Origin of the sequence: Mesorhizobium sp. M0189 (assembly GCF_040322135.1) — a bacterium.
In the GTDB taxonomy this organism is placed as follows: Bacteria; Pseudomonadota; Alphaproteobacteria; order Rhizobiales; family Rhizobiaceae; genus Mesorhizobium.
Map to the genome: position 1 here is coordinate 113,985 of NZ_JAMYSW010000012.1, position 13,361 is coordinate 127,345.

Below are 13,361 nucleotides of genomic sequence, written 5' to 3' on the forward strand. Positions count from 1 at the left end.
AAGGGATACGATGTCTAAATTAGATTGTATACGATAATGTAATATGTCTATACAAAAAAGGCCCCGTCCCTTTCGAGGCAACCTAGGCCCCAGGGAACAATAAGCAACGAGAGGAGCAACCAATGTCATTCAACAGGCGTACATTTCTGCAGATCGGGTCAGGCGCGTTAGGGTTCGCCATAACCGATGCTACCTTCACCAAGTTTGCCTTTGCCGAAGGGGCGGCGGGCACATTGCGAGTGGCTATCGCCAAGCCTGCGGGCAATCTCGATCCGCAGAGCCACTACGCGATCTGGGCCATTCAGGACCTGATGTTCGATCCGCTGGTGCGGTACGGCAAGGGCGGCCAGATCGAGCCTTGCCTTGCGACCGACTGGAAGATCGAAGACGGCGGCAAGACACTGCACCTTACATTGCGCAAGGGGGTCACTTTCCAGGACGGGACAGCGTTCGATGCAGCCAGCTGCAAGTGGAATCTTGAGCGCTGGCTGGGACTCGATCAGTTCAGCTGGATGAACTGCTCCAAGTATTTTCAATCACTGGAGGTGGTCGATGACCACCAAGTGGCCCTTCATTTCAAGGAGCCGCCGCTGGCGCTCATGCAGGAGCTTTCATACACGCGGCCGCCGAGGTTCCTTAGCCCCAAATCGGTCGATGCGAATGGCAAATTTGTCGAACCCGTCGGCACCGGGCCTTGGCGTCAAATTAGCGCTGACGATACACAAAGTGTTTTCGAGCGCTACGACGGCTACTGGGGCGACAAGCCGACTTATCAACGTCTCGAAGCCAAGGTCATCCCTGATCCGCGCGCGCGGGTTGCAGCCCTGCGCGCTGGCGAGATCGATCTCGTCGGCGGGTTTTGGATCGCGCCGCTGACCCCCGTTGAGGCAAAGCAACTCGAGGCCGCAGGGCTCAACGTGGTCATCGATCCCGGCAACGTCACACTGGTGATGGCTTTCAATCCCGATCGCACCGAAGCGCTTAAGGATCCGCAAGTGCGCAAGGCCATCAGCATAGGGATCGATCGCGCGGCGATTTCCCAGGCGCTCTACCAAGGCTTTGCCCGACCGGCGGGCAACCTGTTCTCCGATGCATTGCCATTTGCTGGCACCCAGCATGATGCCCCAGTTCGCGACGTTGCGGCGGCATCAGCGCTCCTAGAGAAGGCGGGTTGGACGGGTGGGCCCGTGCGTTCCAAGGACGGCACGCCACTGACGCTTGAGATTGTCGTCAGTCCCGACGCCGTTCCCGGCTCTCGCGTCGTGGCCGAAGTCATACAATCCGAGATGAAGGAAATCGGCATCGATTTGATCGTCCGCTCTGTCGACCACGCTTCCAAGCACACCGACATGCTCGAACGGAAATACGATCTCGGCTTCTTCTTGACCTATGGGGCTCCTTACGATCCGTTCGGCACGGTGGTGGCCTTGTGCCTCTCGACCTTCAACAACGATGTCGAAGGCAAGCTGTTCACCGATCCGGCCAACCTGGACCCGCTGATCAACGCGGCGACGGCAGCAACTGGTGATCAGATAGAGCCATCGATCCAAAAGGTTTACGACTGGCTGCGTGACAACGACGCGATAGCGCCGTTGGTTTACGTTCCCAGCATCTGGGCGCACTCCAAGCGGGTCCAGGGCTTCACCAGCCCGGTCACCGAATACGACATGCCATACGAAAATATCGTGCTGGCCGAGTAGAGGGAGGGCGCTTTGATCCACTTCATCAGCAAGAGGCTGAAGCACTCCCTCGTACTGCTGTTCATGGCGTCTCTGGTTTGCTTTACCCTGGTTGTTTCGGCTCCGGGAAATGTCGCTGTTCTCATCGCTGAACTCAGAGGAGCAGTCGCAACACCGGGTTATGTCGAAAAGGTTGCCGAAGAGATCGGACTGCATAAGCCGCTGCTGATGCGCTACGCGGGTTGGCTTGGCGATGCAGTCCGAGGAGATTTTGGCATCTCCTACAGAACGGGCCAGGAAGTCAGTGCGGACTTGCCAAAGCGCATGTTGGTCACCGGTACCCTTATCGGTGGCAGCGGCGTGGTTGCGACCCTGCTCGGCCTGGCTCTCGGATTCCTGGGTGCCTTCTGGCCCTACGCACTGCCGGACCGCGTTTCGCGCGGTTTGGCTCTTCTCGGCGCATCGACACCGACATTCTTCGTCGGTGCGCTGATGATCTATGGATTCTCCGTCACCTTTCAGCTCTTTCCATCCTTCGGCTTCGGCGGTCCGGAAAGTTGGGTGCTGCCATGGGTCACTGTCGCGGTGCTGCCCGCCGCCGTGCTCAGCCGTGTCGTTCGTGTGGGACTGGAAGAGGCTATGGCCAGCCCCTTCGTGTTGACGGCCAAAAGCAAAGGTCTGGGACGGACCGCCATCCTGTTCCGGGACGCGCTGCCAAACATCATACCTGTGTTCATCAATGCACTGGGAACCCAGGTCGGCCTGATGACCGCAACGGCTATCATCGTTGAACCGCTGTTCGCCTGGCAGGGCGTGGGCGACTACTTTCTCCAAGGCGTGAAGTTCCGGGACTTCATGGTCGTGCAGGCCTGCCTGTTGATCTTCCTCGCCTTCTTCATCGTGGTGAATCTGATCGTAGATCTCGCAGTTCTGATGACCGATCCCCGTATCCGGCGCCAATGGAGCTGACCATGAATAGATTCAAGCCTGCACTTGCCCGGTTGAACAAGATGCCCCGCGTGGCCTTGATCGTGATCGGCCTTTTCGTCGCCCTGGGCAGCTTCGCGCCATGGCTCGCCCCACAAGATCCCAGCGCACAGAACTTGCTGGAGACCGGCCAGGGACCAACTGCCCCACATTGGCTCGGCACCGACCATCTTGGGCGCGACACGCTCAGCCGCCTGATCATCGCTGCGAATACGTCATTGGTCAGCGTTGGCTCGGTCCTCATCATTGCAATGACGATCGGTGTCGCCATGGGGACCATCGCGGGCTATCACCGCGGTTGGGTAGACGACCTGCTGATGCGCATCGTCGATGTCGGCCTGTCCATCCCAAGCCTGATCACTGCCCTTGCCGTGATCGGGATCGTCGGGCCGGGCTACTGGACCATGGTACTGGCTCTGTCACTGGCATGGTGGCCGATGAGCGGTCGTATCAGCCGGGCCGTGGCCGTCAGCATCATGAGCAAGCCGCATATCGAGGCCCTGCGTGTGCTGGGCGCCAGCCCATGTCGCATTTACTTCGGCCATTTGCTGCCCGGCACCATCGGCGCGGTGATGGTCTATGCGACGGCGGATGCCGGGACAGCCGCTTTGGCTGTCGCAACGCTCAGCTTCCTTGGTCTGGGCATTCAGCCGCCCACGCCAGAATGGGGACAGATGCTTGTTGATGCTTTACCGTATCTCGAGTCCGATCCGCGCCAGGTTATCCTGCCCGGCCTAGCCCTGACTGCTGCGGTGATCGGTTTCAACATCCTCGGCGAATCCATAGCACTTAATCGCATTCCCAAGCCGCTTTCGAGGCGGACGCTCGCCTTGCGCAGAATTGAGATCGCCGGCTGGGCCAAGGAGAATTCCGATGCATGACGAACTCCTTTTGAAAGTCAGCAATCTGACGGTCGATCTCCTCACCGCAAAGGCCGCGGTACGTCCCGTCGATGGCGTCAGCTACACCGTCCGGCAGGGAGAATGCCTTGCCATCGTCGGCGAAAGCGGTAGCGGCAAGACTGTAATGAACTTCGCGCCGCTCGGGCTAATGCCGACCGGCGTGACGACGAACTTGTCGGGATCGGTGCGCTTCGACGGGCGTGAATTGATCGGCTTGCCGGAATCCGAGATCCGTAAGATACGAGGCAAGTCGATCGGATTCATTTTCCAGGATCCGATGAGCGCGCTGAACCCCGTCCGCCGTGTTGGAAGGCAGATCGCCGAGATGGCGGAACTCCATCTCAAGATGACCCCGCGCGCGGCGGAGGAGCGGGCGTTGGAACTCATCAAGCTGGTCGGCATCTCGGATCCAGCAGCGCGACTTCGTCAATTCCCCCACGAACTGTCGGGTGGTCTCAGGCAACGCATCGTAATTGCCATTGCGCTGGCCGGCGAGCCGAAACTTCTGATCGCGGACGAGCCTACGACCGCTCTCGATGTGACGGTCCAGGCTCAAATCCTGCGACTGCTCAAGGACCTGCAGCGGCGGCTCAACATGGCCATGGTGCTGATTACTCACGATATGGGGGTAGTCGCCGGAGCGGCCGACAACATCGTTGTCATGTATGCGGCTCGGGCCGCCGAACGAGGTCCCGTGGACAAGGTCCTCGTGACCCCACGCCATCCGTACACGAGAGGGCTGATCAACGCGATCCCGCGGCGGGAAGACCCGATCGGTTCGGAGTTTCGCGGTCTTCCCGGGATACCGCCAACGCTGGGCGCGCCATTCAAAGGCTGTGCCTTTGCCCCGCGCTGCGAGCTCGCAATTCCCGCATGCACCGCAAGCCGCCCTCCACTTGCGCGGTCGGCCGACAGCGCTGTTGTCGTGGCCTGCGCGGTTGTCAACCAAAGGAAGGCAGCAGCATGACGCACGGTCCTGTTCTGAAAGTCGAAAATCTGCAGACGCGCTTCAAAAGCGTTCAGCGAGGCAAGTTCATCCATGCCGTCGACGACGTCTCGATCGAGCTCTATCCGGGCGAGATCGTCGGTCTGGTAGGCGAGTCCGGTTGCGGAAAGTCGACGCTCGGCCGCACCATTGTGGGGCTCGAAAAGGCAAGTGCGGGACGAGTCCTGCTTGATGGAGTGGACCTCACCACACTCTCCGGTGCAGCACTGCGCGAAAGCCGCAGGGCGCTTCAATACGTGTTTCAGGATCCATATTCGTCCCTGAACGACAGACAGACGGTCGGTGAGACGATCGATGAAGCATTGCTGATCAGCGGGTTGAAATCACAATCCGACCGCAACCATCGTACCAAGGCGCTCCTGGATCAGGTCGGACTGGCGGACGCTTTGAAGGATCGGCACACGCGGGAACTGTCCGGAGGGCAGCGCCAGCGCGTTGCGATTGCCCGATCCCTTGCCGTGAATCCAAGAGTGCTGATCTGCGATGAACCAGTTAGCGCACTGGATCTGTCCATCCGAGCCCAGGTGATGAACCTTTTCCTGCACCTGCAGAAAGATTTGGGGGTGGCGTGCCTGTTCATTGCCCACGACCTTGCGTTGGTCAGGCAGGCTGCATCGCGCGTCTACGTGATGTACCTCGGCAAGATCGTGGAGCACGGGCCATCGCAGGAACTCTACGATCACCCTGGCCATCCCTATTCGCAGATGTTGCTGGCCTCGACACCGGAGGTGGATCCGATCGCTGAAAAGCAGCGCAGGGTTCCGGTCATGATCGGGGAGGTGCCGAGCCCTACGAATCCACCATCCGGCTGCAGGTTCCGGACTCGCTGCCCCTTGGTGGTCGAAGAATGCAAACAACAGATGCCACCGGCCTTGAAGCTATCTCCTGGGCACAGTTCGGCTTGCGTGTTTGCCAAGGATCTCCATCGCGGCAAACGTTCGGCGCTGATTTCGCCAACAGCCAATGCGGCATGATCACGTTGAGACAGCCTAGCGGCGCACCAATTCACCACGCCGCCGCCCACCCGACACGAATGCTCACGGGACGGTGGTGCGCCAAACAGTGAGGTCGTGGCAATGAACAGCGCGCCAGTCCGGCGCCAAACGGCGCCGGATAAGATTGACGTATCGTTCACATCATCCGTTTGATGTCGGTGTAGGCACCGTTCGTCTTCAGCGTCACGGTGACGTCGGCATCGGTGCGGTTACGCCAGAACCAACCGTGATTACCGTCAAACGCTGCCTCAAGTACGCCCTCGTCCTCTGCAGCCCCGCGTCCCTTCTCGTATGAAATGTTTTCGCCGCCGCCGTCACCATGGGTGTCGAAGTTCACCGCCGCGCCATTGGCCGTCCAAGAGTATTTTGCCTGTGCGCCCTTGGCCATGACGAGCTTGATCTCAGCTCCTTCGCCGGGCTTCAGGGTGACCGACATTTCGTCCGTCCGGAGTTCCTGGGCAGAGGCGGAACCAATCACCAGTTCAGCGAAGACGCGCTCCAGAAGACTCGACTGCTGATCTCGGGCTGGCACTGCGGTCGGAGTGCCGTTTTGCAGTTCGCGAAGGCGGTCCTGCTCGGCCTCTTCGGCCAGTTGTGTCTTGATCTCGCCCATCTCGGTGAGCTTGAGCGCTCGCCCAACGCCGGTGGGGTCGATGGCGTATTCGGCCGGCAGCACGATGGTCACAAGGATGGCCGCTGCCGCCAGAATGGCGATCAGGGTAGAGCGAAGAAGCTGCATGGATGTCGGCAGTTCAGCGCGGGTCGGGATGTCGGTATTGTACATAGGAGAATTCCTTTTTTTTCTTTACTTGGAGGTTCAGGATACGACCCAGCCGGTGAGCTGATAGCCGATCAGCACAAATCCGGCGGTCATCATGATGGTGTTGGCGGTGTATGCGTGGCGCCAGAAACTGTCGGTCCGGCGCCAGTAGCCCATGACAATAAGGATGGCAGCGAGCGCCAGAAGCTGGCCAATCTCAACGCCGACGTTGAAGGCAAGAAGATTGGGCACTAGCCCGTCGGGCGAGATGTTGTATTCGATGATCTTCGTCGAGAGGCCGAAACCGTGAAAGAATCCGAAGACCAGCGTCGCGACCTTGGTGTTCGGCTGGAAACCGAGCCATCTCTGGAAAGCGCCCATATTGTCGAGCGCCTTGTAGACCACGGACAGGCCGATGATCGCGTCGATGATGTAGCTGTTGATGCCGACGTTGAAATAGACGCCGAGCAGCATGGTTGTGGAGTGGCCGAGCGCAAACAGGCTGACATACACGCCGATATGCTTCATCCGGTAGAGGAAGAAGATCACGCCGAAAAGGAACAGGATGTGGTCGTATCCGGTCACCATGTGCTTGGCGCCGAGATAGATGAAGGGCAGCACGTTGATGCCCGAGATTTCCTGGATGTAGCCCTTGTCGCCGGCGGCAACGGCATGGGCAAAGGCTGCTCCGGCGAGCAGCGGCAGGGTCAGGAGAGCGATAAGCAGGGGCAGAGCGGGTCGCCAACACGTGCGCCGCGCGCGTGGCCGGCCCCGGTCGAAGGGTCCTTGCATTGAATTTCCAATCTTCGTCGTTGAGGGTGGTCGCGTGAGCGACCGCGATCATGCGGCGAGGAATGGTCTCGGCGGTCGCTCGAGCGGAAATGTCGTGCCCGGATCGACGAAAATCGGCGGATAATTCAGCCAGCCGCGCTCGACCTGTGGAACCGTCGGTGCGAAGTCGGAGGGCGTACTCGCCGTCTCGTGCGAGTGGTCTGCCGCATTGTGCCCTTGAAAATGGTCAGAGCTCTGCTCGCCCGAAACGCCATCATCGTGTGCGTGGCCATGATCTTCGATCTGCGCGGCGGCTCCGCCGTGACGTTCAACCGCGATGGCAATCGCGATCGGATCGTGTGAGGTCGAATAGCCGAAAGGACGGAGCACGCCAAACATCATCGCTAATGCAATGACCAGACAAAAAACTGTGCGGTGGATCCGATTTGGCATGAACGGCGATTATTCTCTAGAATCCTAACGAATGGTTTTGCTACATCAGAATCGAGGCCTCTTTGAGACTTGCATATCCCCTCCTGGAGGATAGTATCCGTCGCATGAGCGGCCAACCCCACATCCACGAAACCCATCCCGATATCGTCAAACGCCTGAAAAGGGCCGACGGACATCTCAAGGGCGTCATCGACATGATCGAAGCGGGCCGGCCCTGCCTCGACCTCGCCCAGCAACTTCATGCTGTCGAGAAGGCCATCTCGCAGGCCAAGAAGACCCTGATCCAGGATCATCTCAACCATTGCCTTGAAGACGTTGTCGGGCCGTTGGCGCGCGAGCAGCGCCGCTCGATCGACGAGTTCAAGGACATCACCAAGTACCTGTGAGAAGCGCCATGATGGACAAAGTTCGCGATTGGTTCGGGTTCGGCCCGATGACGCATGGCATGGGGGGGCACGGACATGATCACGGTGATGACGGCCATGGCCACACCCACGGTGTCATAGATCCGACGATCGCCACGACGACGCGCGGCATCTGGGCGATCAAATGGTCATTCGTCGTTCTGGCCATCACGGCAGCGCTTCAGCTCGTGGTTGTGTTCCTCTCCGGCAGCGTGGCGCTGCTGGCCGATACGATCCACAATGTCGGCGACGCGGCCACTGCCATTCCGCTGTGGATCGCGTTCGTGCTGGCCCGCCGCAAACCGAGCAAGACGTTCACCTACGGGCTGGGCCGGGTCGAGGATCTGGCTGGGATCGTCATCGTTCTCATCATCCTCTTCAGTGCCATCGTCGCCGGCTATGAGGCGATCGATCGCCTGATCAATCCGCGTCCCATCACGTTTCTTGGCTGGGTCGCCATCGCCGGCCTCATAGGCTTCATCGGCAATGAAGCGGTCGCCGTATTCCGTATCCGCGTCGGGCGAGAGATCAACAGCGCTGCGCTGATCGCGGACGGCTACCATGCCCGCACCGACGGCTTTACCAGTCTGGCGGTCGTGCTGGGCGCTATCGGCGTCTGGCTGGGCTTTCCGCTTGCCGATCCGATCGTCGGGCTGCTGATCACCGTGGCGATCTTCGCCATCGTCTGGCAGTCGTCAAAAGCCGTGTTGACCCGCATGCTCGACGGTGTTGAGCCCGGCATCATCGACGAAATCCATCATGCCGCCGAACACGTGTCGGGCATCGGGCGCGTTGAATGCGTGCAGGCACGCTGGATCGGACATCGTCTGCATGCCGACGTCGCCATCAGTGTCGCCGATAAGGCAACGGCCAAGGACGTGCTGGGTGTAACCGAAGCCCTCAAGGAGGAGCTGTTCGCCCACTTGCCGGCGTTGGCGGAAGCCAATGTCCGCCTGGTGAGCCCAGCCGGGCTGGCCGCCATAGGCGCGGAAGCTTCTCATGCTCACCATCATGCGCCGGAGCCCTTCAAGGTCGCCTGCGATCTGGCTGAAGGGAGGTTGGAAATCGTCGACACAGCGGCCGGCGAGCGGATGCGGCTGACCATCGATCGCCACGCAGATGATTTGACAGCAACGGTGATCATCGACCGGCCCGGCGGGCCGGAGACGCTTCGCCTCGAACCCGTCGCTGACAACCATCATCGGCTTGAGAGCACGGTTGCTCCGGCCGAGCCGCATGAGTTCCAGGCGAGGTTGATCCTGGCCGCGAATGGTCGCGAGCAGGTGCTGCCGTTCAAGATGGTCGAACCCGAAGGTCACCATCATTAGGTCGACTGGCGGATATGCGGTTCAATGACGGACCTCGCGGCCTATGCCAGTCTGTTCCTGGCGGCCTTGCTCGCCGCTACGATCCTGCCGATGCAATCGGAAGCAGTGCTGGTCGGGCTGCTGCTTGCGGATTACTCGCCTTGGTTGCTCATCGCCGTCGCGAGCGTCGGCAACGTGCTTGGATCGGTGATCAACTGGCTGCTCGGGCGAGGTATCGAGCGCTTCCGGAGCCAACGCTGGTTTCCGATGAACCAAGCACAACTGGAGCGCGCGCAAGTCTGGTATCGCCGCTACGGAAAGTGGTCGCTCCTGCTGAGTTGGCTGCCGGTTGTCGGTGATCCGCTAACCGTCGTCGCGGGCGTCCTGCGCGAGCCTTTTCGGGTTTTCCTTTTGTTGGTCACTGCCGCCAAGGTCGGCCGTTATCTTGTTCTTGCCGCCGTGTCGCTGAGCGTCATCTGACGTCGCGAATCTTCTCCAAGCTGAGACAGCGACCTTGTCGAGGGCTGCGCGCACGCGCGACCGGACGACCAAGTTACGCCGCAGCGCTCACGCCAACGTCGACATTGTTAAGACACTCCTGTGGCCGCGCGCCAGGCCTGCACAACGAAGCTGTGCTGGTTCCAGATCATCAGCGCTCCGCTGACAGCCATGAGCGCGACCACAAGGCCGCGGAACTGCCGTGCGCTCAGGCGTTCGAGCCAGGGCTTGGCCAGCAGATTGGCAAGCGCGGCGCCCAAACCCGCGGCTACGCCGTATATGGCCGCCTGACCGCCGAGCGCGCCGAGTCCGGTGAATACCGCGACCTTGACGACATCGGTCACAAACGAGTTCACGGATTTCGTGGCGACCAACGTCTCCTTCTCCGAACCGTAGTTCAGATAAAGCGAATTCAGGACGGGTCCCACCGTGCCCATCAGCGCCGACAACAGCGCGACGATCAGGCCGGCCGGGAGAAACCACCAGCGGCGGGCTCGGTAGCTCCGCTCGCGCGCGCCGCCGCGAAATTCCCAGACGGCACTTACCAGATAGATCCCTATGAGTATCTGGAGCCATTCCGCCCGACTATTGGCGAAGAGCCAGGAGCCCGCCGCGGCACCGGCGACGGCGCCGGGCAGGTACCAACGGACCAGGCTCCAATCGATGTCGCGCCGAAAGGCCAGGGCGCGGACGGGATTGCCGATGAGCTCTGTCAAGGTGATGACCGGCGCAACCGCCGCGCTGCCTGTGATGAAAGTCACGGCGGGGATCAGCAACAGACCCCCGCCTCCGGCCGAGAGGGTGTTCAGTGTCCAGGTGAGGAACCCCGCCAACGCCAGGAGGCTTAGTCTAATCCAGTCCATCCGGTCAGAACGAAGCGGGCCTTCGATCGTTCCGGAGGACGTATCGGTTCACAACAACCCGGCCCGCCGCTCGTGTGCGCTGGAAAGGCGATCTCCGGCGCAAAGCTGGTGGCAGAGAGACTTCCGTGCCAGCGAACCATTCCCCAGGCGGCAGGAAAAGGCCGGCGATCGCTTCGAGCAGCGTGCTCTTGTCAACGCTTTTCGGCCCAATAAAACCCAGAACTTCGCCGGCTTCGACCGTAAGGGCAACATCCGCCAAGGCTGTTTGCTGGCCGTTGGACGCGCGCGGACGTCCAATCTAGCTCTTCTTGACGGCGACCTTGTCGAGGGCTGTGCGCAGACCTTTCGCCAGCTTCTGCACATCGTCGTTCGCCCAGAAATGCATGAAGAAGAGCCGCGGCTTCTCATCGAGCATGTGGCTATGCAGTGCGGTGATCTCGATGCCGTTGTCCTGCATGGCGTTGATAACCGGATTGACCTCCTTTGCCGTCAGCACAAAATCCCCCGTGATCGCCGCCTTGCCGCCACCTGTCGATTGGAAGTTAATCGCTATTGCCGATCCCATGGCCGCCGGCACTTCCATTCCATTTTCCTCGACCGGCTTAGCGCGCGGGATCGTGAACTGGTAGACCGCGCCATTGGCCTTACCCTTATAACCCATGGTTTGGTCGACACTGGCCGTGTCGAACTCGATCTGCGCAGCGGCTTGCGGCTGGGCGCCGCCTCCCATCGGCGTTTTGCTCATCGCCAATCCGGCATGAAGCGCTGTTGCGAGCGTAACCGGGTCGCCTTGGCCGAGGACGTGCATGTAGAGCGTCATCGGCTCCGCGCGCAGCAAGTGGTTGTGCACCGCAGTGATCTCGATTCCACCGTCTTCAAGCTTCTTCATGACCGGGTTCACCTCGTCCTGCGTCAGAACGATGTCGCCCATGACCATGGCCCGATCTCCCATGGGTTCGAAGGCGATCCAGCCTCCAAGCGCAAATCCGGGTTTCAGGGATATGCCATCGAGCGAAACCTTCAGGTCCGTTCGTGGCAGCCCGACCCGGTAGACGCCATCAGGCGTCTCGGTTCCGGATTTGCCGAGCGCCTTAGCGATTGTTTGCCAATCGGGTGCCGCCGATGCCGGTTGGAGCAGCGCCGACATCGCGATCAGCATTGCTCCGGTTACGAGTTTTGCATGCATGGGGTTTCTCCTTGTGATCTGCCCCCATTGCCCAATTCGTCATGCGGCCGCCGGCTTGATGGCGGGTGGCCAGGTATGCGTTTCCGCCTTGCGGCCCGAAGCCCACGCGTAGAGCGCGTCGTAGATGACGAAGCCGTGCTTCAGCACCTCGTGGTCGTCGGGCGTCAGGTCGCGCAGACCCATGGAGATCGCCAGCAGCCCCGCCGATTGCGGCGTGAGATCGTGCCGGTCCGTGTCGGCGCCGCGCACGATCGCCGCGATGGTCACGATTGCCGGGTCGCGCTCGAGCCCATGTTTGGAAACAAAGGTGTCGAAACTGCAGCCGTCGCCAACATGCGTGAATTCGACGCCGGGCACGTCGTAAGGCGTGGCACCCGTTTCCTGGGCAACGCGGATCACCTGATCGGGCGGCACGAAGAGGAACTCAGGTTCCTTGTCGATAAAGCGCGCAATCAGCCAGGGGCAGGCGATGCGGTCGATCACCGGACGTTCGCGAGTTACCCATTTCATGGCACAATCCTTTCTTCGCTTATTACCAGAGGGACGGTTGGCGCGCCGATCGCATGCCAGGCGGCAATGCCGCCTGAAAGCGCACTTGCATCGACGCCGCGGCGACGCAGTTCGGCGACAGCGTCGCCGCTGACCTGGAAGCCATAGACGCAATAGACGACGACCGGTCTGTCTTTGGGCAGTTCGCCCGCCCAATCGGCGATCTTCTCGGGTGCTCGCAGCTTGGCCCCCGGCAGCATATCGCTGCGTTTTGCCAGATCCTCGGCGAGGCAGACGTCGAGCACCACGAGATCTTCTCCTCGATCGAGACGCGCACGCAGTTCCTCTGGCGCGATCGCTGGAACCGCGTCGTCCGATGCTGATCCTGTTGAAGGATCACGCTTCGCGACGGCTCGCCGGTGGCGGGCAGCGACCCGTTCCCAATGGATGTTCTTCATAAAGGCATCGACATAGGCGCCGGCCTTGGTGCCGAAATCCATGTGGTAGGCATGTTCGTACATGTCGAGCGCAAGGATCGGCATGCCGCCGGCAAGACAGTTGGTGTGGTCCGCCGCCCATTGGATCGTCAGTCGGTCGCGCCGCTCCGACCAGGTCAGCAGGGTCCATCCCGAGCCTCCTGCCTGCGCCTTGGCACAGGCCATGAACTTGGCGCGCCAGGAGGCCACGCTGCCAAAGTCTCGCTCCAGAGCCGCAGCGAGATCGCCTCCAGCATCGCCGCTGCCACCGAGTCCGTCGAAATAGATTTCGTGCAGGACCGCTGAATTGGCAGCGACCAGTTCTTCGCGTTTCAGACCGTTGATATCGAAAACTGGCGCCGCGCTCCAGTCGAGCCCGTCGAGCCGCTGTTCGATGGCGTTGAGGCGACGAACGGCACCGCCATAGTTGTTTTCGTAGTGACTTGCCAACAGCCTCTCGGAGAGGCCGACGAGGCGAGGCGGCTTGAACGGCAACGGCATGATTTGGTGTGGCATCGGTTTCCCCCTCGGCACGGCTATCCGTGAGGAGGCGAACGCTATGCCCGAATGAAAAATGATACAAGT

At 60.7% G+C, this 13,361-nt stretch carries 15 protein-coding genes; 8 read left to right on the forward strand and 7 right to left on the reverse strand.

All coding sequences use genetic code 11. From position 1 onward, the window contains the following. Positions 1 to 122 precede the first annotated feature (122 nt). From NKJ09_RS21310 to NKJ09_RS21330, 5 genes are read left to right on the forward strand one after another with little or no spacing between them, the layout of a single operon-like run. Positions 123 to 1,700, forward strand: a complete 1,578-nt coding sequence (locus tag NKJ09_RS21310; RefSeq protein ID WP_352763441.1) for a nickel ABC transporter substrate-binding protein — start codon at positions 123 to 125, stop codon at positions 1,698 to 1,700. A gap of 12 nt (positions 1,701 to 1,712) precedes the next feature. Next, positions 1,713 to 2,648 (forward strand): ABC transporter permease, encoded by a 936-nt coding sequence (locus NKJ09_RS21315; RefSeq protein ID WP_352722844.1) that lies wholly within the window; start codon positions 1,713 to 1,715, stop codon positions 2,646 to 2,648. Further along, on the forward strand, positions 2,639 to 3,547 hold the full coding sequence (locus NKJ09_RS21320) for an ABC transporter permease (RefSeq protein WP_031196315.1): 909 nt from the start codon (positions 2,639 to 2,641) through the stop codon (positions 3,545 to 3,547). Before NKJ09_RS21315 ends, NKJ09_RS21320 begins: the two co-directional genes overlap by 10 nt. Continuing rightward, positions 3,540 to 4,535 (forward strand): ABC transporter ATP-binding protein, encoded by a 996-nt coding sequence (locus tag NKJ09_RS21325; RefSeq protein ID WP_352445366.1) that lies wholly within the window; start codon positions 3,540 to 3,542, stop codon positions 4,533 to 4,535. Before NKJ09_RS21320 ends, NKJ09_RS21325 begins: the two co-directional genes overlap by 8 nt. After that, positions 4,532 to 5,548 (forward strand): ABC transporter ATP-binding protein, encoded by a 1,017-nt coding sequence (locus tag NKJ09_RS21330; protein ID WP_023708300.1) that lies wholly within the window; start codon positions 4,532 to 4,534, stop codon positions 5,546 to 5,548. Before NKJ09_RS21325 ends, NKJ09_RS21330 begins: the two co-directional genes overlap by 4 nt. A 157-nt stretch (positions 5,549 to 5,705) precedes the next feature. Here NKJ09_RS21330 and NKJ09_RS21335 read toward each other — a convergent pair whose 3' ends face one another. From NKJ09_RS21335 to NKJ09_RS21345, 3 genes are read right to left on the reverse strand one after another with little or no spacing between them, the layout of a single operon-like run. Next, positions 5,706 to 6,353, reverse strand: coding sequence for a transmembrane anchor protein (locus NKJ09_RS21335; protein ID WP_352763443.1), 648 nt, complete (start codon positions 6,351 to 6,353; stop codon positions 5,706 to 5,708). 33 nt (positions 6,354 to 6,386) lie between these two features. Continuing rightward, the gene (locus tag NKJ09_RS21340) at positions 6,387 to 7,121 is read right to left on the reverse strand and encodes a HupE/UreJ family protein (protein WP_352763444.1); all 735 of its coding nucleotides are present in this window, start codon (positions 7,119 to 7,121) and stop codon (positions 6,387 to 6,389) included. Between the two features lie 48 nt (positions 7,122 to 7,169). Then, the gene (locus NKJ09_RS21345; RefSeq protein WP_352664932.1) at positions 7,170 to 7,553 is read right to left on the reverse strand and encodes a hypothetical protein; all 384 of its coding nucleotides are present in this window, start codon (positions 7,551 to 7,553) and stop codon (positions 7,170 to 7,172) included. A 104-nt stretch (positions 7,554 to 7,657) separates the two neighbouring features. On the opposite strand from NKJ09_RS21345, the gene NKJ09_RS21350 reads away from it, so the two are divergent. The 3 genes from NKJ09_RS21350 to NKJ09_RS21360 are packed head-to-tail and all read left to right on the forward strand — an operon-like array spanning position 7,658 to position 9,744. Continuing rightward, the gene (locus NKJ09_RS21350) at positions 7,658 to 7,939 is read left to right on the forward strand and encodes a metal-sensing transcriptional repressor (RefSeq protein WP_352664930.1); all 282 of its coding nucleotides are present in this window, start codon (positions 7,658 to 7,660) and stop codon (positions 7,937 to 7,939) included. Between the two features lie 8 nt (positions 7,940 to 7,947). Next, positions 7,948 to 9,285: a cation diffusion facilitator family transporter gene (locus NKJ09_RS21355; protein ID WP_352763447.1), complete on the forward strand. Its 1,338-nt coding sequence runs from the start codon at positions 7,948 to 7,950 to the stop codon at positions 9,283 to 9,285. Positions 9,286 to 9,309: 24 nt separating this feature from the next. After that, on the forward strand, positions 9,310 to 9,744 hold the full coding sequence (locus NKJ09_RS21360; RefSeq protein WP_352763450.1) for a YqaA family protein: 435 nt from the start codon (positions 9,310 to 9,312) through the stop codon (positions 9,742 to 9,744). 107 nt (positions 9,745 to 9,851) lie between these two features. Here the strand turns inward: NKJ09_RS21360 and NKJ09_RS21365 are convergent, their stop codons facing one another. The 4 genes from NKJ09_RS21365 to NKJ09_RS21380 form a co-directional block, all read right to left on the reverse strand. Then, positions 9,852 to 10,625 (reverse strand): sulfite exporter TauE/SafE family protein, encoded by a 774-nt coding sequence (locus NKJ09_RS21365; RefSeq protein WP_352763453.1) that lies wholly within the window; start codon positions 10,623 to 10,625, stop codon positions 9,852 to 9,854. Between the two features lie 298 nt (positions 10,626 to 10,923). After that, complete coding sequence (locus tag NKJ09_RS21370) at positions 10,924 to 11,811, reverse strand: DUF1259 domain-containing protein (protein WP_352763454.1); 888 nt, start codon at positions 11,809 to 11,811, stop codon at positions 10,924 to 10,926. A gap of 39 nt (positions 11,812 to 11,850) precedes the next feature. Beyond that, on the reverse strand, positions 11,851 to 12,321 hold the full coding sequence (locus NKJ09_RS21375) for a chromate resistance protein ChrB domain-containing protein (RefSeq protein WP_352763456.1): 471 nt from the start codon (positions 12,319 to 12,321) through the stop codon (positions 11,851 to 11,853). Beyond that, positions 12,318 to 13,292 carry a Fe-Mn family superoxide dismutase gene (locus NKJ09_RS21380; RefSeq protein ID WP_352763459.1) on the reverse strand — a complete coding sequence of 325 codons (975 nt, stop codon included), beginning with the start codon at positions 13,290 to 13,292 and terminating at the stop codon, positions 12,318 to 12,320. The genes NKJ09_RS21375 and NKJ09_RS21380 overlap by 4 nt, the downstream gene beginning before the upstream one ends. Positions 13,293 to 13,361: the final 69 nt, after the last annotated feature.